This window comes from Streptomyces sp. NBC_01618, from assembly GCF_045209435.1.
Classification (GTDB): Bacteria; Actinomycetota; Actinomycetes; order Streptomycetales; family Streptomycetaceae; genus Streptomyces.
The window spans coordinates 4,802,441-4,825,532 of the sequence record NZ_CP109297.1 but is presented as its reverse complement, the minus strand read 5'-3'; the positions used below and the strand labels follow the sequence as shown (position 1 = coordinate 4,825,532).

The 23,092-nt window shown below is 69.4% G+C and carries 25 protein-coding genes and 3 pseudogenes; 4 read left to right on the top strand and 24 right to left on the bottom strand.

Annotated elements, in window-relative coordinates:
* Window positions 1-32 precede the first annotated feature (32 nt).
* Window positions 33-599, top strand: coding sequence for a hypothetical protein (locus tag OH735_RS22595; protein WP_406383324.1), 567 nt, complete (start codon window positions 33-35; stop codon window positions 597-599).
* A gap of 59 nt (window positions 600-658) precedes the next feature.
* Here OH735_RS22595 and OH735_RS22590 read toward each other — a convergent pair whose 3' ends face one another.
* From OH735_RS22590 to OH735_RS22535, 12 genes and pseudogenes are all read right to left on the bottom strand, one after another.
* Window positions 659-862: a hypothetical protein gene (locus tag OH735_RS22590; RefSeq protein WP_406383322.1), complete on the bottom strand. Its 204-nt coding sequence runs from the start codon at window positions 860-862 to the stop codon at window positions 659-661.
* Between the two features lie 185 nt (window positions 863-1,047).
* On the bottom strand, window positions 1,048-1,596 hold the full coding sequence (tsaE, locus tag OH735_RS22585) for a tRNA (adenosine(37)-N6)-threonylcarbamoyltransferase complex ATPase subunit type 1 TsaE (RefSeq protein WP_406383321.1): 549 nt from the start codon (window positions 1,594-1,596) through the stop codon (window positions 1,048-1,050).
* On the bottom strand, window positions 1,565-2,842 hold the full coding sequence (locus tag OH735_RS22580; protein ID WP_406383320.1) for an alpha/beta fold hydrolase: 1,278 nt from the start codon (window positions 2,840-2,842) through the stop codon (window positions 1,565-1,567). The genes tsaE and OH735_RS22580 overlap by 32 nt, the downstream gene beginning before the upstream one ends.
* A gap of 93 nt (window positions 2,843-2,935) precedes the next feature.
* Window positions 2,936-4,090, bottom strand: coding sequence for an alanine racemase (gene alr / locus OH735_RS22575; protein ID WP_406383319.1), 1,155 nt, complete (start codon window positions 4,088-4,090; stop codon window positions 2,936-2,938).
* Between the two features lie 97 nt (window positions 4,091-4,187).
* A complete protein-coding gene (locus tag OH735_RS22570; protein ID WP_406383318.1) occupies window positions 4,188-4,583 on the bottom strand; it encodes a DUF488 domain-containing protein in 396 nt (131 codons plus the stop codon).
* A gap of 41 nt (window positions 4,584-4,624) precedes the next feature.
* Entirely contained in the window at window positions 4,625-6,157 is a 1,533-nt protein-coding gene (locus OH735_RS22565) for an NAD(P)H-hydrate dehydratase (protein WP_406383317.1), read from the bottom strand.
* 4 nt (window positions 6,158-6,161) lie between these two features.
* The gene (locus tag OH735_RS22560; protein WP_406383316.1) at window positions 6,162-6,530 is read right to left on the bottom strand and encodes a holo-ACP synthase; all 369 of its coding nucleotides are present in this window, start codon (window positions 6,528-6,530) and stop codon (window positions 6,162-6,164) included.
* 20 nt (window positions 6,531-6,550) lie between these two features.
* A complete protein-coding gene (gene glmS, locus OH735_RS22555; RefSeq protein WP_406383315.1) occupies window positions 6,551-8,398 on the bottom strand; it encodes a glutamine--fructose-6-phosphate transaminase (isomerizing) in 1,848 nt (615 codons plus the stop codon).
* A gap of 177 nt (window positions 8,399-8,575) precedes the next feature.
* Window positions 8,576-9,403: an alpha/beta fold hydrolase gene (locus OH735_RS22550; RefSeq protein WP_406383314.1), complete on the bottom strand. Its 828-nt coding sequence runs from the start codon at window positions 9,401-9,403 to the stop codon at window positions 8,576-8,578.
* A 143-nt stretch (window positions 9,404-9,546) separates the two neighbouring features.
* A pseudogene (locus OH735_RS22545) lies at window positions 9,547-9,722 on the bottom strand (RNA polymerase sigma factor); the annotation flags it as partial.
* 110 nt (window positions 9,723-9,832) lie between these two features.
* Entirely contained in the window at window positions 9,833-10,501 is a 669-nt protein-coding gene (locus tag OH735_RS22540) for a class I SAM-dependent methyltransferase (RefSeq protein WP_406383313.1), read from the bottom strand.
* 154 nt (window positions 10,502-10,655) lie between these two features.
* Window positions 10,656-11,096: a hypothetical protein gene (locus OH735_RS22535; protein ID WP_406383312.1), complete on the bottom strand. Its 441-nt coding sequence runs from the start codon at window positions 11,094-11,096 to the stop codon at window positions 10,656-10,658.
* An 18-nt stretch (window positions 11,097-11,114) separates the two neighbouring features.
* Here OH735_RS22535 and OH735_RS22530 point away from each other — a divergent pair.
* A pseudogene (locus OH735_RS22530) lies at window positions 11,115-11,795 on the top strand (transcriptional regulator); the annotation flags it as partial.
* 174 nt (window positions 11,796-11,969) lie between these two features.
* Here OH735_RS22530 and OH735_RS22525 read toward each other — a convergent pair.
* On the bottom strand, window positions 11,970-12,710 hold the full coding sequence (locus OH735_RS22525) for an ISAs1 family transposase (RefSeq protein ID WP_406383311.1): 741 nt from the start codon (window positions 12,708-12,710) through the stop codon (window positions 11,970-11,972).
* Here OH735_RS22525 and OH735_RS22520 point away from each other — a divergent pair.
* Window positions 12,652-13,701, top strand: coding sequence for a BTAD domain-containing putative transcriptional regulator (locus OH735_RS22520; protein ID WP_406383310.1), 1,050 nt, complete (start codon window positions 12,652-12,654; stop codon window positions 13,699-13,701). The two genes, OH735_RS22525 and OH735_RS22520, sit on opposite strands and share 59 nt — an antisense overlap.
* 69 nt (window positions 13,702-13,770) lie before the next feature.
* Here the strand turns inward: OH735_RS22520 and OH735_RS22515 are convergent, their stop codons facing one another.
* From OH735_RS22515 to OH735_RS22480, 8 genes are all read right to left on the bottom strand, one after another.
* Entirely contained in the window at window positions 13,771-14,286 is a 516-nt protein-coding gene (locus tag OH735_RS22515; protein WP_406383309.1) for a S26 family signal peptidase, read from the bottom strand.
* The gene (locus tag OH735_RS22510) at window positions 14,286-16,094 is read right to left on the bottom strand and encodes an ABC transporter ATP-binding protein (RefSeq protein ID WP_406383307.1); all 1,809 of its coding nucleotides are present in this window, start codon (window positions 16,092-16,094) and stop codon (window positions 14,286-14,288) included. The genes OH735_RS22515 and OH735_RS22510 overlap by 1 nt, the downstream gene beginning before the upstream one ends.
* 1 nt (window position 16,095) lies before the next feature.
* Window positions 16,096-16,653, bottom strand: coding sequence for a TlpA family protein disulfide reductase (locus OH735_RS22505; RefSeq protein WP_406383306.1), 558 nt, complete (start codon window positions 16,651-16,653; stop codon window positions 16,096-16,098).
* Window positions 16,654-16,668: 15 nt separating this feature from the next.
* Window positions 16,669-17,193: a MauE/DoxX family redox-associated membrane protein gene (locus tag OH735_RS22500; protein ID WP_406383305.1), complete on the bottom strand. Its 525-nt coding sequence runs from the start codon at window positions 17,191-17,193 to the stop codon at window positions 16,669-16,671.
* Complete coding sequence (locus OH735_RS22495; RefSeq protein WP_266751730.1) at window positions 17,190-17,810, bottom strand: hypothetical protein; 621 nt, start codon at window positions 17,808-17,810, stop codon at window positions 17,190-17,192. Before OH735_RS22495 ends, OH735_RS22500 begins: the two co-directional genes overlap by 4 nt.
* Window positions 17,807-19,273, bottom strand: a complete 1,467-nt coding sequence (locus OH735_RS22490) for a hypothetical protein (RefSeq protein WP_406383303.1) — start codon at window positions 19,271-19,273, stop codon at window positions 17,807-17,809. The genes OH735_RS22495 and OH735_RS22490 overlap by 4 nt, the downstream gene beginning before the upstream one ends.
* A complete protein-coding gene (locus OH735_RS22485; protein ID WP_406383302.1) occupies window positions 19,270-20,127 on the bottom strand; it encodes an ATP-binding cassette domain-containing protein in 858 nt (285 codons plus the stop codon). The genes OH735_RS22490 and OH735_RS22485 overlap by 4 nt, the downstream gene beginning before the upstream one ends.
* Window positions 20,128-20,246: 119 nt before the next feature.
* Window positions 20,247-20,441, bottom strand: a complete 195-nt coding sequence (locus OH735_RS22480) for a hypothetical protein (protein ID WP_406383301.1) — start codon at window positions 20,439-20,441, stop codon at window positions 20,247-20,249.
* Window positions 20,442-20,806: 365 nt separating this feature from the next.
* Between OH735_RS22480 and OH735_RS22475 the strand changes: the two genes are divergently transcribed.
* On the top strand, window positions 20,807-21,598 hold the full coding sequence (locus OH735_RS22475) for an ISAs1 family transposase (RefSeq protein ID WP_406383300.1): 792 nt from the start codon (window positions 20,807-20,809) through the stop codon (window positions 21,596-21,598).
* Between the two features lie 149 nt (window positions 21,599-21,747).
* Here OH735_RS22475 and OH735_RS22470 read toward each other — a convergent pair.
* From OH735_RS22470 to OH735_RS22460, 3 genes and pseudogenes are all read right to left on the bottom strand, one after another.
* A pseudogene (locus OH735_RS22470) lies at window positions 21,748-21,945 on the bottom strand (IS1380 family transposase); the annotation flags it as partial.
* A 78-nt stretch (window positions 21,946-22,023) separates the two neighbouring features.
* Complete coding sequence (locus OH735_RS22465) at window positions 22,024-22,230, bottom strand: DUF397 domain-containing protein (protein WP_406383299.1); 207 nt, start codon at window positions 22,228-22,230, stop codon at window positions 22,024-22,026.
* A complete protein-coding gene (locus OH735_RS22460; RefSeq protein WP_406386685.1) occupies window positions 22,227-23,066 on the bottom strand; it encodes a helix-turn-helix domain-containing protein in 840 nt (279 codons plus the stop codon). Before OH735_RS22460 ends, OH735_RS22465 begins: the two co-directional genes overlap by 4 nt.
* Window positions 23,067-23,092: the final 26 nt, after the last annotated feature.

The window sequence follows — 23,092 nt, the reverse complement described above, 5'->3', positions numbered from 1 at the left end:
GTACGACATACAGAGCGAAAGGGGCGCGCACGGTGGCAAGGGGCAGCTCGGGAATCGTGGCCGGGCTCACTGCGGCGGCTCTCGCCGCGGTCGGTTTCCTGGCCTACCAGGCATCGGCGAACGCCCCCGACTCCGTCGCCGCCCCCAAGCCGAAGGTTTCCAGCAGCGCACCCGCCGCCAGGCACGACAAGCCGAAGGAAGAGAAGCCGCCGGCCGCGCTCCCGGCCGGCTCCGGCATCGGCAAGCGTGTGGTGTACGCCCTGGAGGACCGTCAGGTGTGGCTCGTCGACGCGTCCGGCAAGGTGACCAGGACGTTCGAGGTCATGCCGAGCGCGCTGAGCCCGCGGCCCGGGACGTACCAGGTGGGTGCGCCGCGCCAGGGGCCGCCCACCAGGGGCTCGGACGGCGTGATGATCGAGCACGTGGTGCGGTTCGCGATGGTGGACGGCGCGTCCGTCGGATTCAGCGCGGCGGTGGACGGCTCGATGGAGAGCCCGGATCCGTCCCTGAAGACGGGCGGCGTGCGGATGTCCCGGGCCGACGGGGACGCGGTGTGGGAGTTCGCGACGGTACGCACGAAGGTGGTCGTCGTCCCGTAGCCGCCGGGCCCCGGCATCCTCGGCCGGAACAGAACCCGCGCCCCGATCGGGACAGCCGTTCAGCCCGCCCGGCGTTCGAGCCCCGCCTCAGCCCCCTCGGCTTCGGAGTCGGCATCCGTGTCGGGTTCGGAGTCGGAATCGGCGTCCGCGCGCGCCGGGGCCGGGTCGGACGGCGGCGTCGAGACCGCCGTGGCCGCGGCACCGGCCTTCAGCAGGTCACCCATCGATGGCGGCGGCACTTCACGTTCGGCAGACGTCGTCATGGATGCCTCCTGAGGCTCCGCTGGAAGGCCTGGTTAGGCAGACCTAACCCGCTCTCGCCATCCATGTGACCACGCCCGCCCCGCCCGGCGCAACAATTTGCCGACACAGTGTCGGCACACGGTCGGGAAGGGTGGGGAAAGCTGCCGGAAGGCGCGCCGCGCTCAGCCCTCCGGTGCCCCCGCGCTCAGCCCTCCAGCACCTCGCGCGCCCCCCACAGCCCCGCCCAGCGCGCCCCGATCCCCACCAGCGTCACCGAGCGCCGCTCGTCGTCCGTGTCGCCGACCGCACGGTGGATCATCACGTGCAGCCGGTCCTCGGACAGCTCCTCGACCTTGCCGTCGCCCCACTCCACGACCACCACCGACTCCGGCAGCGACACGTCGAGGTCCAGGTCCTCCATCTCGTCGAGGCCGCCGCCCAGCCGGTACGCGTCGACGTGGACCAGCGCGGGGCCACCGGTCAGCGAGGGGTGGACGCGGGCGATCACGAACGTGGGGGACGTGACGGCGCCGCGCACCCCGAGACCCTCGCCGAGCCCCCGGGTCAGCGTCGTCTTCCCGGCGCCGAGCTCCCCGGAGAGCATCACGAGGTCGCCGGGGCGCAGGACAGCGGCGATGCGGCGGCCGAGGGCCTGCATCTGATCGGGGGACTCGACGGCCAGGTCCACGGTGACGGTGCCCGGCGCGGCGCCCGTGCCGGCCTCAGTTGCCAGGCTGTTGTGCGGTGCTTCCATGTCCGCCAACGTTACTTCCCTGCCCGCCGACGTCGGTGGCGGCGGGCACCGCCCCGATACGCACCAGCAGGTCCGCCAGCCGGTCGGTCACCGTCTCCGGGTGTTCCAGCATCACCAGATGACCGGCGTCCGGGACGATGACCAGCTCCGCGTCCGGGAGCTGGTCCGCCATGGCCTCGCTGTGCGAGCTGGGCGTCACCAGGTCCTTGTCGCCCGCCAGGATCAGCACCGGGACGTCACGGAACGCGGGCAGGACGTGGGTCTTGTCGTGCTCGGTGAAGGCCGGGTAGAACTCGGCGACCACATCGATCGGGGTGGATTCGATGAGCCGCTCGGCGAACCGCTCGACTGCCGGGTCGACGTCCCGCGAACCGAACGAGTACCGCTTGATCAGCCCGGCGAAGAGGTCGGCGGTCGCCCGCCGGCCCCGTTCCACCAGTTCGGCCTGGGAGCCGAGCGCCTTGAGCACCCCGGGCAGCACCCGCCGCACCGCGTTCACGCCCGCGACCGGCAGCCCGAAGCTGACCTCGCCGAGCTTCCCGCTCGATGTGCCGACGAAGGCGATCGCGGCGACCCGGTCCCGGACGAGCTGGGGGTACTGCTCGGCGAGCGCCATCATCGTCATGCCGCCCATCGAGTGCCCGACCAGCACCAGCCTGCCCTCGGGAGCCACCGCGTCGATGACCGCCTTCAGGTCACGGCCCAGCTGGTCGATGCCGACCGTCACCCCGTCCGCCTGGGCCCGGCCCCGCTCGGAGCGGCCGTGGCTGCGCTGGTCCCAGTGGACGGTGCGGACCAGGCCGCGCAGCGCCGCCCGCTGGAAGTGCCAGGAGTCCTGGCTGAGGCAGTACCCGTGGCTGAAGACGACGGTGACGGGCGCGGGCGCCTTGCGGCCGAAGAGCCTTCGGCGGCGCGTGCCGACGGTACCGGGGGTGGTCGCACCGCTCCCGGCGGCCCCCGTACCGCCGTCGGGGTCGACCTCGTCGACCTCGTAGTACAGCTCGGTGCCGTCGTCGGCGTTCGCCCGGCCCGGCAGTCCGCGCAGCGAGCCGTACGGTCCCGAGGCGTCCAGCGCCAGCCTGGCCCGCCTGCGCATGCCGCGGCCCACGGTCAGCCGCTCGACGGCGACACCGGCGGCCGCGCCCGCCGCGATCACGCCTATGGCGGCTCCGGCGATCCCCGCCCGGCGCCAGCCGACCGCCGTGGCGGCCGTGGTCACCGCGTCCCCCGCGCTGATCTCGCTCACCGTGCCGCGCTCCTCGTCGGTCGTGTCCGTCAGGTCAGGGCCGGTCTGTTCCGGTCGTGCTCAGATCGTGCCTGGTCAGGGGCGCTTGTTCAGTCAGGACCCGGCCGGGGTCGCATGCAGATGGACGCGGGGCACACGGCTGCCGATCCGGGTGACGATCTCGTACGCGATCGTGTCGGCGGCCTGCGCCCAGTCCTCGGCGCCCGGCTCGCCCCGGTCCCCCGGGCCGAAGAGCACCGCCTCGCTGCCCACCTCGATCCGGTCACCGTCGAGGTCGACGACGAACTGGTCCATGGCCACCCGGCCCGCGATCCGCCGCCACACGCCGCCGACGAGGACGGGGGCGCGGCCGGAGGCATGGCGCGGGATGCCGTCCGCGTAGCCGAGCGGGACCAGGCCCAGGGTGGTCTCGGCGGAGGTCGTGTAGTGGTGTCCGTAGCTGATCCCGTGACCGGCCCGCACCTGCTTGACCAGGGCGATCGACGCGCTGAGTGTCATGACGGGGCGCAGCCCGAAGTCGGCCGGGGTGCCCAGCTCGAGGCTGGGCGAGATGCCGTACATCGCGATCCCGGGCCGTACGAGATCGAAGTGTGCCTCGGGGATCGTCAGCGTCGCCGGGGAGTTCGCCATGTGGCGCACCTCGGGGTCGACGCCCGCCTTCTCCGCGTACGCGACCATGTCGCGGAAGGCGTTCAGCTGGGCGGCGATGGAGGGGTGGCCCGGTTCGTCGGCGCAGGCGAAGTGGGACCAGAGGCCGGTGATCCTGACGGTGCCCGCCTCCTCGGCGGAGCGGGCGGCGGCGACGAGCTCGGGCCAGTCGGCGGGCTGGCAGCCGTTGCGCCCGAGGCCGGTGTCGGCCTTGAGCTGGACACGGGCCGGAATGCCGGCCTCCGTGGCCGCGGCGACGACCTCGCGCAGGGCCCACATCCCGCTCACCGACACATCGATGTCGGCCTCGATCGCCTCGCGCCAGGGCCCGCCCGGCGTCCACAGCCAGCACATCACCCGGCCACCGAGCCCGGCCGCCCGCAGGGCGAGCGCCTCCTGCGGCGTCGCGGTGCCCAGCCAGGTCGCCCCGGCCTCCAGGGCGGCACGGGCGCAGGGCACCGCTCCGTGTCCGTACGCATCGGCTTTGACGACGGCCATGAGTTGCGCGGCGCCCGCCCGAGCGCGCAGTGCACGCACGTTGGCGCGCAATGCGGCGAGGTCGATCTCGGCACGGGCTCTCAAGGACGCTGTCTCGTTCATCGCGCCCAGTCTCTCAGAGGCGTACGGCAAACCCTTCGGGCGGCGGGTCGGGAAAGGCCCCTCCCCAAGGGGATCCGCCGGCCCACGCACGTCCACCTCAGTGGTGGCGCAGCTCGTGTTCCAGGTGGTCGACGAGGACCGGGACGTGGCTGTGCGGTACGTCCTTGACCGCCGTGACCAGCGTGACCGGGCCGCCCTCGCGGACCAGTTCCACCAGCTCGTCGACGGCCGCGGTGTGGACGGGGTCGGCCAGTTCGGCGCGGTAGCGTTCGGCGAACTCGTCGTAGCGGATGCCGGAGCGGTCCTCGTGGTACCACTCGCGGAGCTCGTTCGACGGGGTGATGTCCTTGAGCCACTTGTCGATCGCGGCCCGCTCCTTGGACTCGCCGCGCGGCCAGAGCCGGTCGACGAGGACGCGGGTGCCGTCGTCGGCCTCCTTCGGCTCGTACACCCGGCGTACGCGTACATCGCTGTTGCCCTTGCTGGTACCCACGGTCAACCCTCCTGTCGGCGTCCGTCTGCGCCCAGGATCACTCAGGCCCGTACGTCCCGCCACGCCGCCGGGATCGCCTCCGCGACGTCCTGCGCGGCGACGGGGGCGCCGTCCGAGGCGTGCCGGGCGGCCAGGCCGTGCAGATACGCGCCGGCCGACGCGGCGTCGCGCGGGGCGAGGCCCGCCGCCAGCAGCGAGCCGGTCAGGCCGGAGAGGACGTCACCGCTGCCGGCCGTGGCCAGCCAGGAGGTGCCGGTCGGATTGACCCGTACGGGGGTGGTTCCGGCGTCGCCGGCGACCAGGGTCGTCGACCCCTTGAGCAGGACCGTGGCGCGGAAGCGGGCGGCCAGTTCCCGTACGGCGGCGAGCCGCCCCGCCTCGACCTCCTCACGCGGGACGCCGAGCAGCGCGGCGGCCTCACCGGCGTGCGGCGTGAGGAGGGTCGGGGCGGTGCGCGCGCGTACGGCGGTGGCGTCGAGCAGCCGCAGCCCGTCGGCGTCGACAAGCACCGGAACGTCCGCCTCCAGCACGTCACGGACCGCCTCCACGGCATCCGTACCGTCACCGAGCCCCGGCCCCACGACCCAGGCCTGCACCCGCCCCGCCTTCGACGGCGGCCCCGCGTGGACCAGCGTCTCCGGATGGCGGGCGATCACCGCGCCGGCGCCCGGACCGACGTACCGCACCGCTCCGGCGCCGCCCCGCAGCGCCCCGGAGACGGCCAGCACCGCCGCTCCCGGATACCGCGCCGACCCGGCGACGATGCCGACGACACCGCGCCGGTACTTGTCGCTCTCGCTGCCGGGGACCGGCAGGAGCGCGGCGAGGTCCGCGTACTGCAGCGCCTCCAGGTCGGGCACGTCGGGCAGCTCCGGGCCGAGCCCGATGTCGACGAGGTGCAGTGCGCCCGCCAGGCCGGCTGCCGGGTCGATGAGCAGTCCGGGCTTGTACGTGCCGAAGGTGACGGTCGCGTCGGCCCGCACCGCGTCGCCGAGCACCTCGCCGGTGTCCGCCTCGACGCCGCTCGGCAGGTCGACGGCGACGAAGGCCGCGCCGGTCGCCTCGAAGGCCCGCACCAGCGCGGCGGCCTGCGGACGCAGCCCGCCGCGCCCGCCGATGCCGGTGATCCCGTCCACGACGAGATCGACGTGCCCGCCCCAGGCGGCCGCGAACGGGCCCCCGGCCGTGTCTCCGCCCTCGCCCGTTTCGCCGTCCCCGCCGGTTTCGCCGTCCCCGCCCGTGACTCTGCCCCCGCCCGCCACGCGCCCGCCCGCCGCGAGCAGCGCCGCGAGCCCGCCCTCGTGGGCGCGGCCGGGCGAGGTGAGCACGGCGCGCACGCCCGCGCCGCGCCGGGCCAGCCGGGCGCCCGCGTACAACGCGTCGCCCCCGTTGTCGCCGCTGCCGACGAGCAGGACGACCCGGGCCCCGTACACCCGGCCGCGCCGCCGCAGCACATCGGCGCACGCCGCCGCGAGTCCCGCCGCGGCACGCTGCATCAGGGCGCCGTCCGGCAGCCGGGCCATCAGGGCCCGCTCGGCGGCCCGTACGGTCTGAACGCTGTACGCGGTACGCATGTGCTCAACCCTCCGCGATCACCACGGCCGACGCCACCCCCGCGTCGTGGCTGAGCGACACGTGCCAGTGCCGCACGCCCAGTTCGGCCGCGCGCGCGGCGACCGTGCCGCGGACCCGCAACCGGGGCTGCCCGCTGTCCTCGACGTACACCTCGGCATCCGTCCACAGCAGGCCGCCCGGCGCGCCGAGCGCCTTCGCGATGGCCTCCTTCGCGGCGAACCGCACGGCGAGCGAGGCGACACCGCGCCGCTCGCCGCTGGGCAGCAGCAACTCCTTCTCCAGGAAGAGCCGGTCGGCCAGGTGCGGCGTACGCTTCAGCGCCGCGTCGAACCGTTCGATCTCGGCCACATCGATCCCGACCCCGATGATCACGCGTGTTCCCTCAACTCTCGCTACTCCACGGTCACGGACTTCGCCAGATTGCGCGGCTGGTCCACGTCGTTGCCGCGGGCCGTCGCCAGTTCGCAGGCGAACACCTGCAACGGCACGGTCGACACCAGCGGCTGAAGCAGCGTAGGCGTAACGGGGATCCTGATCAGATGGTCGGCGTACGGGACGACCGCCTCGTCGCCCTCCTCGGCGATGACGATGGTGCGCGCGCCACGGGCCCTGATCTCCTGGATGTTCGACACGATCTTGTCGTGCAGCACCGACCGGCCGCGAGGCGAGGGCACGATCACGACGACGGGCAGACCGTCCTCGATGAGCGCGATCGGCCCGTGCTTGAGCTCGCCCGCGGCGAAGCCCTCGGCGTGCATGTACGCGAGTTCCTTGAGCTTCAGCGCGCCTTCCAGGGCCACGGGGTAGCCGACATGGCGGCCCACGAAGAGCACGGTGTCGTGGTCGGCGAGGGCACGGGCCAGCGCGCGCACGGGTTCCATGGCCGCCAGCACTCGTTCGACCGCCCCGGAGATCTCGGAGAGCTGGCGGATGACGGTCCGGATCTCGTCGCCCCACTTCGTACCGCGGATCTGCCCCAGATAGAGGGCCACGAGATAGCAGGCGACGAGCTGGGTGAGGAACGCCTTCGTGGAGGCGACGGCGACCTCGGGCCCGGCGTGCGTGTAGAGCACGGCGTCGGACTCGCGGGGAATGGTGGAGCCGTTGGTGTTGCAGATGGCGAGGACCTTCGCACCCTGTTCGCGGGCGTGCCGCAGGGCCATCAGGGTGTCCATCGTCTCGCCGGACTGCGAGATCGCGACGACGAGGGTGCGGTGGTCGAGGATCGGATCGCGGTAGCGGAACTCGCTGGCCAGCTCGGTCTCGCAGGCGATCCGGGTCCAGTGCTCGATGGCGTACTTGGCGATCATCCCGGCGTGGAACGCGGTGCCGCACGCGACGATGACGACCTTGTCGACCTCGCGGAGTTCGTGGGGCGGGATCCGTACCTCGTCGAGGTGGAGGGTGCCCGCGCCGTCGATCCGCCCGAGGAGCGTGTCGGCGACGGCCTTGGGCTGGTCCTCGATCTCCTTGAGCATGAAGGAGTCGTGGCCGCCCTTCTCGGCGGCGGAGACGTCCCAGTCCACGTGGTACTCACGGACGTCGGCGGGCCGCCCGTCGAAGTCGGTGACGGTGACGCCCTCCCGGCGCAGCTCCACCACCTGGTCCTGGCCCAGCTCGATCGCCGAGCGGGTGTGCGCGATGAACGCGGCCACATCGGAGGCCAGGAACGATTCGCCCTCCCCCACCCCCACCACGAGCGGTGAGTTGCGCCGGGCCCCGACCACCGTGCCGGGCGCGTCCGCGTGCAGGGCGACGAGGGTGAAGGCCCCCTCCAGCCGCCCGCAGACCTGCCGCATCGCCTCCGCCAGGTCGGCGCAGGACGAGTACGCCTCGGAGAGGAGATGGGCGACGACCTCGGTGTCGGTCTCGGAGGCCAGATCGTGGCCGCGCTCGGCGAGTTCGGCGCGCAGGACGGCGAAGTTCTCGATGATCCCGTTGTGCACGACGGCGACCCGGCCCGCGTTGTCGAGGTGCGGGTGGGCGTTGGTGTCGGTGGGGGCGCCATGGGTGGCCCAGCGGGTGTGTCCGATTCCGGTGGTCCCGGCCGGGAGCGGGGCCTCGGCCAGCGCCTTCTCCAGGTTGACGAGTTTCCCCGCCTTCTTCGCGGCGGCCAGGCCGCCGTCCGCGAGGACGGCGAGGCCCGCCGAGTCGTAGCCCCGGTATTCGAGGCGCTTGAGGCCCGCGACGACGACGTCCTGCGCCGACTGCCCACCAACGTATCCGACGATTCCGCACATACCTTTCCCTTCCTGGTCATCCGCCCTGTTTCTCCGCATCGTCGCAGAAGCCGAACAGGGCGGCAGAAATCAGGCGTGATGCGCCGGCTCGGCCGGAACGGGAGGAAGCCGGGTCGTCGACTTGAAGCCGGGCCGTCGCCCCGAACACGGCCCGGCTCTTCCCGGCAAACCGGTGGTTCAGCGCTTGAGGAACTCCAGGAGGTCCCTGTTGAACTTCTCCTTGTAGCCCGGGACAAGAGCGACGCCGTGGGAGCCGCCCCCGTAGACCTTGAGGGTCGCGTCCGGGATGAGTGCGGCGGACTTGCGGCCCGTGGCGTCGATGGGGACGACCTGGTCGTCGTCACCGTGGACGACCAGCGTCGGAATGTCGAACTTCTTCAGATCCTCGTGGAAGTCCGTGGCCGCGAAGGCGTCGACACAGGCGACACCGCCCTCGATGGTCTCGGCCATGGCCATGTACCAGAAGGCGTCCTTGTTGCCCTGGGTGACCTTGTTGCCGTCGCGGTTCGCGCCGAAGAAGACGACCGCGGTGTCCTTCCAGAACTGCGAACGCTCGGTGAGGATGCCCTTCTTGATGTCGTCGAAGACGGACTGGGGTACGCCCTCGGGGTTGTCGGGGCCCTTGAGCATCAGCGGCACAATCGCCGAGAGCAGGACGGCCGACCTGATCCGGCCTGTGCCGTGGCGGCCGATGTAGCGGGCGAGATCGCCGCCGCCCATCGAGTGCGCGACCAGCGTGACGTCCCGCAGGTCCAGTTGAGTGATCAGGTCGTCGAGGTCGTCCGCAAAGGTGTCGAAGTCGTAGCCGTCCCAGACCGGGGCCGAACGGCCGTGCCCGCGCCGGTCGTGCGCGATGCCGCGGAATCCGTTGTCCGCGACCGCCTTGAGCTGGTCCTGCCAGGCGTCCCCGTTCAGGGGCCAGCCATGGAGGAAGACGACGGGGCGGCCGCGGCCCCAGTCCTTGTAGAAGATGTCGACACCGTCACGCGTGGTCACCGTGGGCATGCGCGCTGTCCTCTCGGGTGTGCTGCCGGGCCCCCTGTCCAGGGTGCGGCCGGGCTCCCGAGCCGCAAATCGGAATCGGGGGACCCGCCGGCCGCGCCCGTCGTTCCGGGCGCGGCACCACGCCGCCTCGGGCAGGGCCGGGCCTCGCGCTCCTGTCGGCGCGGCCGGCTCAGCGCGGCGTGGACCGCCACCAGTCGACGGGCGTCGTCGATCCGCCCCGCGGTCTCCTGCGCGAAATCGAGCACAGCGGACGGGTCCGGGTGGCGGGCCAGGAAATGAACCGCCGGCGCCGGGCACGGTTGGCGTTCTCGGCCTTGTGCGGGGGCCGGCTCGGCAGCCGAACCCACAGTCGGGGTCTGACAGTGAGCCGTGAAGTAGGAACGGCGCAAACTTTGAACCATTCCTACTTCAGGGATGCTGCCCGCCTTTTTACTGAGGAACGCGGGCACGCACCATGAGCGTGCCCACATCCTCAGGGTTCGGTGCCGCCAGGACTTGGGCGTCGACCTCGGCGAAACCGTGGCGCTTCAGCAGGTCAGCCCACCACTGCGGGCTGTAGGACCAGCGCAGCAAGGTCAACTTGCGACCGGAAAGACCGTTTCCGTACATGGGCTGAGGACCGTGAAAGCCTTCGATCGGTTCGGCCTGGGAGAAGGCGAGCACGCCTCCGGGGTTGAGACGTTCGGCGATCAGCGGGATCAGGGTCTCGGGATCGGTGAACCAGATCGCACCCCAAATGGAGAACACAGCGTCGTACGTCGCCTCGGTGTGGGTGAGGTGGTCGACAACCTCCGCCTGGACGAAGGTCAGGTTCGGTTCCTCTCCCCACCATCGGCGGGCCCGCGCGACCTGAGCGGCGGAGAAGTCCAGGGCGACCACATCAACACCTTTGCGGGCGAGGTGGACGGCTTCCCTGCCTTCGGCGGCACCCAGCTCCAGGGCGGTGCGCGGTGCGCCCAAGAACTCCTCTCCCGGCCCGTGGCCGTCGTACTGGGTCCATGCGAACACGTCAGCTTCGGGGGCCGGTTGCTCCCCTTTCCCGCGATGAGGCTTGTAGGTGTCCCAGTACTCGGGGAGGTTCGTGGACTCGCGCGGCATGGCTGGCCTCCTGGGGGTGCCCGACAGGCTGGACACCGTACCCAGGCGCGACGGCCGCTACGTGCCCTTGACGCGTTTTCACCCGGCCGCGCTCTTATGTACACGGGCCAGGCCCGGCTGCCTATCCGCGCAGCCGAGCCCCGCCTCGTCGATGTCAGTGGCAGTTCTCACCGGGGCGGCAGGGGCCGCACTTGGCGTAGTCCCGCTCCCAGAGCTTCCAATCCACCTCGAAGCCATTGGCGGCGATGATCTGCGCGGTCCTCTCCACCGATCCGTCGTACTTGAACTCGACCTCGGGGATGTGCTCCAAGAACCTGCCGTCGAAGTGGTCGGCGCACCACTCACGGTAGTTCCGCGTGTCGAGGATGAAGACGTGCACGGCCGTGTCCACCAGTCGGCCGCAGCACATTTCCAAGCCCTGGCCCCAGTACTCGATCGCGCTGACCAAGTAGGAGATGGCGGCGCCGAAGAGCCGCTCGGCCATGACCTCGTCGAAGGGGTGGTCTCGCATGAGGAGTGCGATCTCTCGGTCCCAGACATCGGGCTTCACGTAGTCGCGCGGGTCTCGCGCCTTGATTTCCACTGCTGCAGCCATGCTGTCCTCCGTGGTCGGCAATCGAGAGTTTCGGCGGAGCGAGCCACGCTGTACGCCGACTGGTCCGGTTCCCCCCTCGTGGCAGCCGCGGCGGCTCGCGAGTTCAGCATCGTGCTCCGCCACCAGGACCAGCCGACCGCCGCGCAACGGCACATCCTCGATGCTGTGACTCGTGTCGAGAGCACCGGCCTGAAGACCGATGCGCAGGCATCCGCGTACGCGCAGATGCTGTGCACGACGTCGTACACAGCGGCACGGGCCGGAAACCGTGGTGACGCCCTGGCGATGATCAGCGAGGCAGGCCGCGCCGCTCGCGACATTCCGGACGAAGCACCTGTAGGCCGCTTGTTCCCCGTTGCACCGGCTGCTGTTCGCCTGTACGCCGTGGGCGTGCACTGGGCGCTGGGTGATGCCGGGGCGGCGCTGGAGGCCGGCCGCGGACTGCGAGCTGGGCAGTTCAAGACACCCGAGAGACAAGCCCGACTGCTCACTGACCTGGGGCGGGCGTTCTGGCAGTGGGGCAAGCCGGAACAAGCCACCCAGCAGTTGTTGCTTGCAGCCCGTATCAGTCACGGTGAAGTCCGCGATCGCCCGGCAATCTCGCGAATCGTCGGCGAGCTCATCTCTCGGCACCCCAGAGTCTCCGGAGTACGGGAACTCGCGGCGGTCGTCGGACCAGGGGCGTTGCTGACAGCATGACCGCCCCGCTACCCCCAAGCGAGCTTTTCACCTGGTACACAGGCACCCTGTCTCCACAGGCTGTCGACGAGAAGTTGAACTACCTCTGCGACGTACTGGACCTGATTCCCGCACAGGCTTGGACTGCTGCCTGAGCCAGGGCTTCGGCGTAGTCGGCGGGTGTCCGTTTCGTGATCACTTGAGCCCGAGCAGGGCGAGCGGGCGGTCCGCGTTTCGGGCGTTGTGCCGCAGAGCGGCGGCGGTGTTGGTCGCGCCGGCCAGCCGCAGGACGCCGATGGCGAGGTTGCGCCAGGTGGCCATCGCCCGGGGCGTGTTGCCGGTTCGCAGCTGCGAGGCGTCTTCGGCGAACGTGGTGTCTCTGACGTGGTGCAGGGCCTCGATCTGCCAGTGGTCACGGATCAGGGTCGCGAGCTGGGCGGGGTCGGTCTGCTCAGCGGTGAGGCTGGTGGCGTAGACGGTCTTGATGGTGGTCTTGCCGGTCTTGCGGTCGGTGCGGCGGCGCTTGATCTGGATGACTTGCCGGGCTCCGGGGAAGAGCAGGCCGTTGACCGTGGCCACCTTGATCCATCGGGTCTCCGAGCGTCCGCGGCCGGTGCCCCTCACGCGGCCCTGCAGCGGGATCCCTGTCCACGGAAGGGATTTGAGCTGCTTGCGGAACTTCTTCTGGTTGCCCTTGACAATCACGGTGTAGTGGGCTTCGCGGCCGAGAAGGTAGTCGGCGCACTCGCGCTGGGTGTGCATGGCGTCGCTGGTGACGACCACCCCGGCCAGGTCGGCCACGGTCTCCAGTAGCGGCTGGAAGCAGGCGATTTCGTTCGTCTTGTCCTGCACGTCCAGCTGGGCCAGGACCAGGCCGGTGGTGTGGTCCAGGGCTGCGAACAGGTGGATCTTGCGGCCGTTGGCCCTGGCCGCCAACGCTGCTCCAGTTCAACTGGGCGCAGCAATCTGCGAGTTCGAGTCCCGATACACTCGTTATGCCGCACATACACCGGGCGACAAACAGGACATCAAAGATCAGTGCTCGCAAACGCGGAATGGCGACCTTGCCCAGTACGCAGCCTCTTGCATAAGATCCAATAATGTTCCAAATTGGAGAGCCTGGAGGGCATTGGTGACTTTCTTCGCGCTCGGCCCAGTCCAAGCCGGGGTGGGCGACCAAAGGTTCCCCATTGGCACACCATCCACGAGGTCAACCCTTATCGCACTTCTCATCGAGGGAGGGCGCCCGGTTCAAACCCCGATATTGATCAATCGCATGTGGGAACATCCGCCGAGATCGGCGGCCAATAACCTTCGATTATATGTATCCAGACTGCGTGAGCAGTTAAATTCGATTGACGCCGACTTAGGCGACAGGATATCGACCATTCGCGGCGGGGGTGGCGAGAGCGGGGGCTACTGCCTGCGCATCGCCCCCGACGAACTCGATATCACGCGCTTTCAGCGGATCACCAGCCGCGGGCTGGATGAACTCCGGTCGGGTCGACTGCATACGGCCAGCGACTCGCTCACCCAGGCATTGGGCCTCTGGCGCGGTGCGATCGGCCAAGGCTGCAGTATTTCCAGCCGGGGCAGGGCCCATTTCGATATGATTGACCAATTACGGACCACCGCCCGGGAAAGCCTCATCGAGGCGCTGCTCGGCCTGGGCCGGTCCACAGAGCTCCTGGCGGAGATCCACATGATTCTCGACCAGGAACCTCATCGGGAGAAATCCTGGGCGAATCTGATTCGCGCCCACTACCTCAGCGGGGACATCACCAACGCGCTCGCGGCCTGGGATGCCGCCGCCCTAACCCTGAGAAGTCACTTCGGGCTGGACTTGTCGCCCGAGCTGCGCAGGCTTCACCTGTCGGTTCTACGCAGGGACGACGGCGCCATTCGGAATTTCGCCGAGGCCGGGTAGTCCGTCTGCGAAAAGCCGAAGATTCACCAGGCGAAATATTCCTGGTGAATCCCTGTCCTGAACCATTCTTCAGTCGGTCGGACCCGTCGGCCGGGGCTGCCGTCGGCGTACGACCCGGCCCAACACTCCGTCGAGCGGGAGATACCCATGGTGCCTCGAATCGATGCTGTCCGCCGCGTTGTCGCCCAGTGCGATGAACGAGCCCTGTGGAACCACCGCTCCCGTCACCCTTCCCAGGACCGAAGGGGGTACGGGCTCGCCAGGCATGGCGGCGACTCGCTTGATCACCCAGGAGTCCCTGCCGCCCGGGGAGAGAGGCGTGTGCGGCTCCCACGCGACCGGCTCGTACGGCCTCCCCTCCATCTTGATCTGCTCCAGGCTGCGGGCCGGGCTGGCCAGGACCACGATGTCCCCGGTCACGATCCGCGACTCGGGCACCCGGCGTGCCAGGACCCTGTCCCCGGGTCTGAAGGTCGGGAGCATGCTGACGCCCGAGATCCTGATCCGGATGACACGCAGGCGCAGCCAGACCAGCGTGGCGGCCGCACACGTCCCCAGGCCGATCGCACCCCAGGTCAACAGCATCACGGCACCTCTGACATCGTGGTCTTGTAACCCTCGGCCTGGACGGTGAACATCCGGGCGTAGAGACCGTCGAGGGCGATGAGTTCGTCGTGGGTTCCGCGCTCGGTAATTTCTCCCTCTTCGAGGACCACCAAGAGGTCCGCCTCGCGGATCGCGCCGAGGCGGTGCGAGATCAACAGGCTGGTTCGGTCCTGCCGGTGCTGCCGCAGACCGACGTGGATCCGGTGCTCGGTCTCCGCGTCCAGGCCGGAGCTCGGCTCGTCGAGAATGAGTAGGTCGCGCGCACCCCGCATGTAGGCACGGGCCAGGGCCATGCGCTGCCACTGCCCACCGGATAGGGTCACCCCGCGGGTTCCGCTGGCCAGGCCCCCCTTGAAGAAGATCCGCGACAGCAGAGTCTCGTAGGCATCGGGCAGCTGCTGGATGATCTCGTGCGCTCCGGCGTTGTCCGCCGCCGCGATCAGGGCCTTCTTGTCGTGTGACCGCGACAGGTCACCCAGCCCGATGTTCTCCGCTGCTGTCAGGTCGTAGTTCATGTAGTCCTGGAAGACGGCACCGATCCGCTCCCGCAGCTCGGCCGGATCCATCTCGCGGATATCGGCGCCATCCCAGTGGATCGATCCCCGGTCGGGGTCGTACATCCGGCACAGCAGCTTGATCAGCGTGCTCTTCCCGGCTCCGTTACGGCCGACCAAGCCCAAGGTCCGGCTGTGGGGAATCGTGAGGCTGACACCACGGAGTACCCAGGGCTGCTCGGCCGAGTACCGGAACCAGACGTTGCGGAACTCGATCCCCTCGCTCAACGGCTCGACCGGGACGGGCTTCCGCGCCACCGGGAGATCCGGTTCGCTGCCGAGGATCTCCCGGAAGTGCTGGAACAGCAGCAGCTTTTGATGCACCTGACCCAGCTCCCGCATCAAAGCGACGCTGGCACTCTGCACGCCGGCAATGGACGCGATTAAGAGCGAGATATCGCCGATGGATATGCTGCCGGCGGCCGCGGCGAGGACCGCCCACATGAGGGCACCACCGGCGAAGAGGGCCGTCGCGAAACCGGTCATCGCCTGGATGGACAGCTCGCGCCGGTCGACCCGGGCGGTCTCGCGGTTGGCAATGCCGCGCTCCATCATCATCCGGTCGCGCAGATGCGCTCCCGTGCCGAACAGCCGTATCTCCTTGGCGGCCTGAACGCTGGTCAGCAGGTCGCGGTAGAAGATCTCCCGGCGTTCCACCGGGCCGAGCTCCCACTGGAGCACGGCGCGCCGCTTCGCCAGCCACAGCTGACCACCGAGGGCGGGAAACGCGGAGAGGACAACCAGCAGGGGCATCCACGGCGAGAGCACGAACAACGAACCCAGGAATCCGAGGACCATGATGGTGGTACGGACGATGGACAGAGCTCCGGCAACCACCGCCCCGGGCGTGGACCCGCCGCTCTGCAACGCGAGCCGCAGGCGGTCGAGGAACTCCGGATCCTCGAATCTCGCCAGTCCGACGAACCGCTCGGTCGCCAGGAACAGCTGATTCTGTGCCAGCAGACCGACCCGGCGCTCGGTCTCCGTGTTCAGGTACACGATGACGTGCGGCAGCAGTCCCGCGACTAGTCCGATTCCTGCGAGTACGGCTCCCAGTACGGCTATGTGGCCGACATCCGCGTTCCCCCGACCGATCACGTCCAGCAAGAGCTTCGTCACCCAGGCCAGCGCGATCGGGACGGCCGCGCTGACGATCGTACAGAGCAAGAACAGACCGACGAGCCACTTGCCGGCTCGCCAGGTCATGTCCAGTGCCTGCAGGATGCTTCGCATGTCAGACGGCCCCGGCAGACGCCATGCTCACGTCTTCAACCATGGTGCCGGCCACCCTGACCACGCCTGACGAGTCCAGAAGGGCGAAGGCGGGAAACCCCTTGACGCCGAGCGCGGCGGCGACCACGCCGCCCTGCTCCTCCGTGACCACCCGGGCCACCGGCGCGAGCCGGTCGCGCTTCTCGCCCACGTTCTCCGCAGGGCCCACGACCACCGCGAAGACGTTGTCCTTGCCGCCGGGGAAGCCCTCCGCGAGAGCGAGGAACGCCGGGAGCCGCTCGTCGCAGGACGAGCATCCGTAGGCAAACGCGCCGAATAGCGTCGTGTCCTTGGTCAGGTCGTCCTGCGACAGCTCCGCGCCCTCGACGGTCACGGCGCTGAAGGCTCCGACCGTCTCGCCCTCACCGAGCATGACCTTGGGGCCGGAACCCTGTACCCGGTTGCTCTGGGTCAGCATTTCGGTGTGCTCACGGAGCCGGCGGACCACGCCGAAGGTGAAGACCAGGTTGAGTATTCCAAGGGCCCCGACCAGAGCGACGAGGGCATATATGTAGGACATGGTGCCAACCTCCCGTTAGGTGGTGGAACGAAACAGCTCGGCAATGTCGTCGGTGCGGAATGTGAGCCAGGCGAGAACGGCGGCGCAGACAGCCGCCGTCACTAGTCCCGCCGGCTCCGCGGGACCCGACGGGCTGACCGTCAGCACCGCTCCGCCGGCCGCACCGACCAGCAGGATGAGATTGCGCAGGATGTGCACCGGCCCCACAGGTGCCGACGAAGTGCCGAAGCACTGGCAGAGAACACGCCGCCTGCGCCGCACCGCCACGAGGATGCCCGTGGTGAAGGCGATCAGGAGGCCGATCGCCACGGCGAAGCCGGCCAGGGCCGTCGCCGGCAGCGCCACGAAGACGACGGTGGCAGCTTCGGCCACCACCACCACCGCGGCCGTGGCCTTCGGCGGCAGCCCGGGTGCCAGCTCTCCCGCCGCCTTGATGAAGTCCGTATACCGCTCCCGCACCCGGACCTTGCCGACGAAGGAGACGAGGAAGACCACACCGACGAAGATCCGGCAGCCTGCGAGCACTGCGGTGGCGATCACCGGGACACCTCCCTGTGCGCGAGAACGAGCGCCGCCACCGGAACAGGCAGTACGGCGAGCCAGACGTGGTGGATCTGATCCCAGCGCGCGCTCCCGGGGTACGGCCAGACCTCCTCGAACCAGGGCACTGTGCTCACCGCGATGCCCAGGAGCACTGCCGCGCCGGCCACCGCCGCGAGCCGCTCGGGTCGCCGCCGTACGACGAAGGCGGTGCATGCCAGTCCGGTCAGGACGCAGACGGCCGCCTCGGTCATCAGTCCGGGTGCTGCCATCTCCGCACCCTCGGCCAGCCGAGTCGACAGGATGAGGAACGTGCCCGCCCAGACAACGGCGGTCGCGGCTGCCACGAGCAGCAGCCGAAGCCACTGCCGCAGCCAGCGGGGTACCGGGACCACCGTCGTGGTGACCTCGGCGGGGTCGACGAGCGCGAAGCTCGAGGCGGCCCCGAGGAGGACTCCGGACATCCTGAGCGTGATCGCGGCATTGTCCGGCTCCACCGCGGAGCCCGGGGTCGTGGCCAGCGCCAGGACGATGGTGACCGCCGCAGCCGTGGCTACGGGAATCCAGTCGATCGCCCGGATCAGCGGTCCGAGCAGGGGTCCGGAAAGGCGGATCACTCGCACGGCGTTCCCTTCGGCTCCGCGGACGCGTTCGAGCGACCGAGGCCCAGGAGCGGCAGCGCTTGATCGACGGTGGTGGTAGGCGCGGTCAGTACGGCCCAGTGCTCCCAGATCCGCTCGCGGGCTGCGGGTTGCGCCAGCAGCTGCTTCGCGTAGCCGAGTTCGGCCTCGCCGTAGTCCACGGACCCGAGGTCGGAGCGCGGCACCTCCAGCGCCGACTGCCCGCCATCGTCCGTACGGATGGACGTCCGCTTGGTGGTGGCGGCGACCGGCTGCTCGACCTGACCGATCAGCCAGAGAGCGACGATGGTCCGGGCCTGACCGCGGGCGTCGCAGCCCTGCGGGCCCCCGCCGCGCTGGGTTCCCCACGGGAGGCCCCCCGCCGCGGCGGCCATCTGCGCGGCGAGGGTGCGCCGGGAGGCACGCTCGGCTCCATTGCGCCCCCACGATGTGGTGGTCAGGATGTTGCCGCCGGTGACCGCCGGATCGAGGACTCCGGTGGCGGCTCGCTGGACGATGCCGGGCAGCCGGTCGCGTGACGCTTCCGGCACCGCCGCCACCACAGGATCGACGGCGCCCTGCCACAGCGGGATCCAGGCCGCATAGGCCGGAAACGCGCAGTATCTGGTGGTGTTCAGTTCGCGGCAGTGTTCAGCGCCCGCCGTGGCGGACCGCGTCGACTGCCGGAGGTCTCCCACCTGCGCGGCAGCCTTCGCCGCCGGGGAGTTCAGGGTCAGTGCTCCGGCCACGACCACGGCGGCCGCACCACTCACCGCCGTGATCACGGGAACAGGACGCCGGCCGTGCCGCAGCAGTGCGACGGACCCGGCGAGCAGGAACAGCGCGGCGACATAGAGCAGGTGCCAGCCCGGCGGCCGGACGGGATCGATGGCCAGCTTGAGTTCAGGAACCACCGGCAGCAGCCAGGTCGAGGGAAACTGGACGAGCGTCCAGAAGAACAGCACGATGCCGATCGGGGCCGCGATCAGGCCCGGAATCCAGCAGCCGGCGGCCACCCCCAGGGCCCCCATCAGGGCGACCAGCAGCAACCCGGTGACAAGCTCCCGCACGTCGACGTGCCCCGTGGGGCGGCTGCCGATCAGCAGGCTGCCCAGCTGGATACCCATGGCTGGCGCGGCGACGAGTACGCCGGCGAGCGGGTAGGCAACGAGCACGGCCAGGGTGCGGGTCTGCGGCCGCACGGGTAGCGCCTCGGTCAGTTCCACGGCATCGGAGCGTGCGTCACGCAGGATCGCCAGATTGCCGGCCAGCATCGCGCCGGCGCCGATCACGAGTGCGGACGTGGCGGTGTTGACCGTCTCCCCCGACCAGTCGGGCATCTCTTTCCAGGTGGTGACGATCCGCCCGGCCACGGTCACCAGCGCCAGGGCCCACAGCAGGGGGCTGCGCAATGCGAGCGTCGATTCCTTCAGGATGAGCGCGGGCAGCGGCCTCTTCATGATCCCGCCCTTGCGCCGGCGCCCAGCAGCTGGAGGTATCCGTCCTCCACGGTGGGGGCCACCGCCGTACCGTCCGAGGGCCGCTCGCCGACCACGCGATAGCTGCCGTCCGCCGTCCGCCAGAAGATCTGTGCCTCCGCCGGCCGGCTGTCGGAAGACCAGACACGGCCCTTCGCCCCATCGGCGAGTTCCCGCGGTGTCCCGTCGAACATCGTGGTTCCCCCGCTGAACACGATGACCCGGTCGCACAGCGCGGCGATGTCCTCGGTCTGGTGCGTCGACAGCAGCACAGTCCGGTTCTCGCCCAGTCGTGAGGTCAGCGTGCGGAACCGCATCCGCTGCTCGGGATCGAGACCGACCGTCGGCTCATCCATGATGAGGAAGTCCGGATCGCCGATGAGCGCCTGCGCGATACCCAGCCGCTGGCGCATGCCCCCGGAGAGCTTGCGGACCTTGATACGGGCGGAGTCCGCCAAGTCCACTTCGGCGAGCACCCGCCGGACCTCGCTCCGGCGTGCGCGTCGATCGGTGATCTCTTTGAGGATCGCGATGTAGTCGACCATGGACGCTGCGGTGAAGTGCGGGTACAGGCCGGGATTCTGCGGCAGATAGCCGATGAGTCTGCGCAGCTTCGTGCGCTGGGAAGAGTCCGCCGGGTCCAGTCCGAGGATGTCGATCCGGCCCGAGTTCGGAGTGAGGGCGGTGGCCAGGCAGCGGAGCAATGTGGTCTTGCCCGCCCCGTTGGGGCCCAGGAGGCCGGTGACGCCCGGTCCGAGTTCCAGATCCAGCTTGCCGATCACCTCCTTGGCACCGTACCGCTTGCTTAATTCCCGTACCGCGACTGTGGCTTCCATGTCCAACATTTCGATAGGTCTTGATCGGATACGCTGGCGACAGGGGTGTCGTGCCCTCTTCGCTAAGGCACGACACCCCCTACCGCACCTATCCGACCAGTGCAGTCATCGAACGTGTGTCAGCAGCCACAGCCGCAGCACTCGTACTCGGTCCAGCTCTTCCCGTCGCTGCAGGTGATGTAGTGCGCACGCCGCCACCACCAGAACGGACAGTTGCCGTCGCAGTAGTTACGAGCCTCGCTGCAAGTAACGGCCGCCGCCTGGACCTCGGGAACAACCAGTCCAACCAGCTTGTCGCTCAACTTGGCAAACACTTCTACCTCCTTCAGTTTGGAACTCTTCGACGTCGAAGTGTTTCGACCTCGTGAAGATTAGCTGCCGATTGCATGCCCTTCGCATATCCTTTGCATGTGCGTCTGGTCAGCGCCAGTGACCCACGCCGGCGCTCTTCCCGGTAGATCCCGAGGTTTAAAGCGAGTTGATCGCGCTTCAGGGGGAACGGGCCGGTCTGGGCTGGGTCTTTCGGTGATCAAGTACGCCAGGGTGCAGTAAGGCTTCGGCGTAGTCGCCGGGCATCCGGTTCATGACGGTCTGCCAGGTTGATCGCCAAGGAGAGCGGAACAGGCACGGCCTCCGAGATCATGGAGTTCTCGACGCCCCGTGACCTGCCCGGAAGACCGTGCCTGCCGAAGCAGCATCGCTGATCCCGCCTGCCCTTGACCAACTCCGCGAGCCTCCCGAGGCCGCGCCGGAAGAAGTGCCGGGACTGCTGGACCGCCTCGCCCAGGTGCCCGATCCGCGTGATCTCCGTGGAGTGCGCCACGCTCTGGTCGGCGTCCTTGCCCTGGCCGCCTGCGCGGTGCTGGCGGGGGCAACGTCGCTGCTGGCGGTCGGCGAATGGATTGCCGACGCTCCGCCCCACGTGTTGGAACACGTCGGTGTACGCCTCGACCCCCTGTTTCCCAAACGGTCTCTACCTGCGGAGACGACGGTTCGACGACTGTTGGCCCGGATCGACGGCGACACGCTGGACCTGGCGGTCGGCCGCTGGCTCGCCGACCGCTGCAACCGCGCCGAGGGCCGGCTGCGCGGCCTGGCGGTCGACGGCAAGAGCCTTCGCGGAGCGGCCAGGGCCAACAGCCGCAAGATCCACCTGCTCGCAGCCCTGGACCACACCACCGGCCTGGTCCTGGCCCAGCTGGACGTGCAGGACAAGACGAACGAAATCACCTGCTTCCAGCCGCTACTGGAGACCGTGGCCGACCTGGCCGGGGTGGTCGTCACCAGCGACGCCATGCACACCCAGCGCGAGCACGCCGACTACCTACGAAACGGACACCCGCCGACTACGCCGAAGCCCTGGCTCAGGCAGCAGTCCAAGCCTGTGCGGGAGTCAGGTCCAGTACGTCGCAGAGGTAGTTCAACTTCTCGTCGAGAGCCTGTGGAGACAGGGTGCCTGTGTACCAGGTGAACAGCTCGTTGTTACGCAACGCGAACGGGGACTTCTTGGCTCGTGGATCCGCGAGTACAAAGGGCACCACGGTATCGCTCAAGACAAAGAATCCCTACCAGAAGCTCCATGACCCATGACTATGGGGGACGTTGAGCAACGTCCTCGCGGCCGTGGTCGACGAACGTGAACAGTGGAGTACCGAACGTCTTCTTCCAGGTCGCGGCGGCGTGCTGCTTCTCGGAGTGCGCCAGAACCAGCACCCCGTCGCCCGAACACACCCGGCTCGGCCCGCAGCATCCCGGCTCGGCCAGACAGTCCCCACCGAGCGCCACCGCAAGCGCCACATCCAGAAAACTTCCTGCTGGACGGCCGGTGACTACCTCGCGCACCGCCTCGCTCCCCAGGAGGAGGGGGAACGGGGCGGGCGTTGGTGGGCGCGGTGGTCAGTTGCCGGAGGCGTACGTGACGAACTCCGCCCAGGCGTTCGGCGCGAAGCCGAGGTGCGGGCCGGGGATGTTCTTGGAGTCGCGTACGTGGATCGCGCTCGCGGTCTCCGCCACTTCGACGCAGTCAGGGCCGTCATTGCTGCTGTAGCTACTCTTGAACCACGTCAGTCCGGAAGTGATTCCGGCCGAGGGTTTGGCACTCATGTCTCTCCCAGCAGTTTCTCGATGAAGGTCCGCGACAACCGAGGCGTGAGCGCCTGGGACCGGATCAGGCCGTACCGCATCTCAAGGATCTGGACCTCCTTGGGATCGGCGATCAGGCGGCTGGTGAGCTGGACCTCGTTGTGCCCCACAGCCGTACCGTCATTCAGCTTAAGCACCCGGTGCGAGCCGGCCAGCCCTGCATGCTCCTCCGTGTCCGTCGGCATGACCTGGATCTCAACGTGCCTCAACGCGCCAAGTTCTAGCAGGTGTTCGAGCTGCCTGCGCAACACCATTTTGCCTCCGATCGGCCGCCTCAGCGTTGCCTCTTCCTGGACGAACGTCAGCAGTGGGGCAGGACGTCGCTCGAAGACCGACTGGCGAGCCATGCGCGCGGCCACCAAGCGGTCCACCTGGTCCTCGGTGTACGCGGGGCGCCGCTCCTTGTACAGGGCACGGGCGTACTCCTCGGTCTGGAGCAGACCGTGCACGACATCGCTGGCGTACGCGCCCATCTCGACCGCGCCCGCCTCCAACTTCGCCAGGTCACGGACCTTCTTCGGGTACCGCGCCTCCGCCACGTCCCTCTTCATCGCGGCGAGCTTGCCGCCCGCGCCCAGGACTTGGTCCGCCTTGTCCAGGAACTCCGGCTTGGGGATGCGTTTCCCGGCCTCCACCTTGTAGACCTGGTTCTCCCCATACCCGATCGCGTCGCCCAACTCCTTCGCGCGCAGTCCTGCCGTCTCACGCCAGAGCCGGATCTGCCGGCCGACCGCCGCGATCACCGCGCCCGAGTCGTCGTCCTCGACATCGAACTCCCAGTCAGGGCCGTCCGCCATGTTGTCTCCGTTGCCCCGGTTGTCCT

Coding starts and splice junctions, on each gene's coding strand:
- OH735_RS22550 (WP_406383314.1), bottom strand. CDS start 9,403: ATGCCCACGGTGACCACGCGTGACGGTGTCGACATCTTCTACAAGGAC.
- OH735_RS22515 (WP_406383309.1), bottom strand. CDS start 14,286: ATGCTGTTGACCTGGGGTGCGATCGGCCTGGGGACGTGTGCGGCCGCC.
- tsaE (WP_406383321.1), bottom strand. CDS start 1,596: ATGGAAGCACCGCACAACAGCCTGGCAACTGAGGCCGGCACGGGCGCC.
- glmS (WP_406383315.1), bottom strand. CDS start 8,398: ATGTGCGGAATCGTCGGATACGTTGGTGGGCAGTCGGCGCAGGACGTC.
- OH735_RS22490 (WP_406383303.1), bottom strand. CDS start 19,273: ATGAAGAGGCCGCTGCCCGCGCTCATCCTGAAGGAATCGACGCTCGCA.
- OH735_RS22460 (WP_406386685.1), bottom strand. CDS start 23,066: ATGGCGGACGGCCCTGACTGGGAGTTCGATGTCGAGGACGACGACTCG.
- OH735_RS22510 (WP_406383307.1), bottom strand. CDS start 16,094: ATGCGAAGCATCCTGCAGGCACTGGACATGACCTGGCGAGCCGGCAAG.
- OH735_RS22590 (WP_406383322.1), bottom strand. CDS start 862: ATGACGACGTCTGCCGAACGTGAAGTGCCGCCGCCATCGATGGGTGAC.
- OH735_RS22535 (WP_406383312.1), bottom strand. CDS start 11,096: ATGGCTGCAGCAGTGGAAATCAAGGCGCGAGACCCGCGCGACTACGTG.
- OH735_RS22540 (WP_406383313.1), bottom strand. CDS start 10,501: ATGCCGCGCGAGTCCACGAACCTCCCCGAGTACTGGGACACCTACAAG.
- OH735_RS22485 (WP_406383302.1), bottom strand. CDS start 20,127: ATGGAAGCCACAGTCGCGGTACGGGAATTAAGCAAGCGGTACGGTGCC.
- OH735_RS22505 (WP_406383306.1), bottom strand. CDS start 16,653: ATGTCCTACATATATGCCCTCGTCGCTCTGGTCGGGGCCCTTGGAATA.
- OH735_RS22565 (WP_406383317.1), bottom strand. CDS start 6,157: ATGCGTACCGCGTACAGCGTTCAGACCGTACGGGCCGCCGAGCGGGCC.
- OH735_RS22465 (WP_406383299.1), bottom strand. CDS start 22,230: ATGAGTGCCAAACCCTCGGCCGGAATCACTTCCGGACTGACGTGGTTC.
- alr (WP_406383319.1), bottom strand. CDS start 4,090: ATGAACGAGACAGCGTCCTTGAGAGCCCGTGCCGAGATCGACCTCGCC.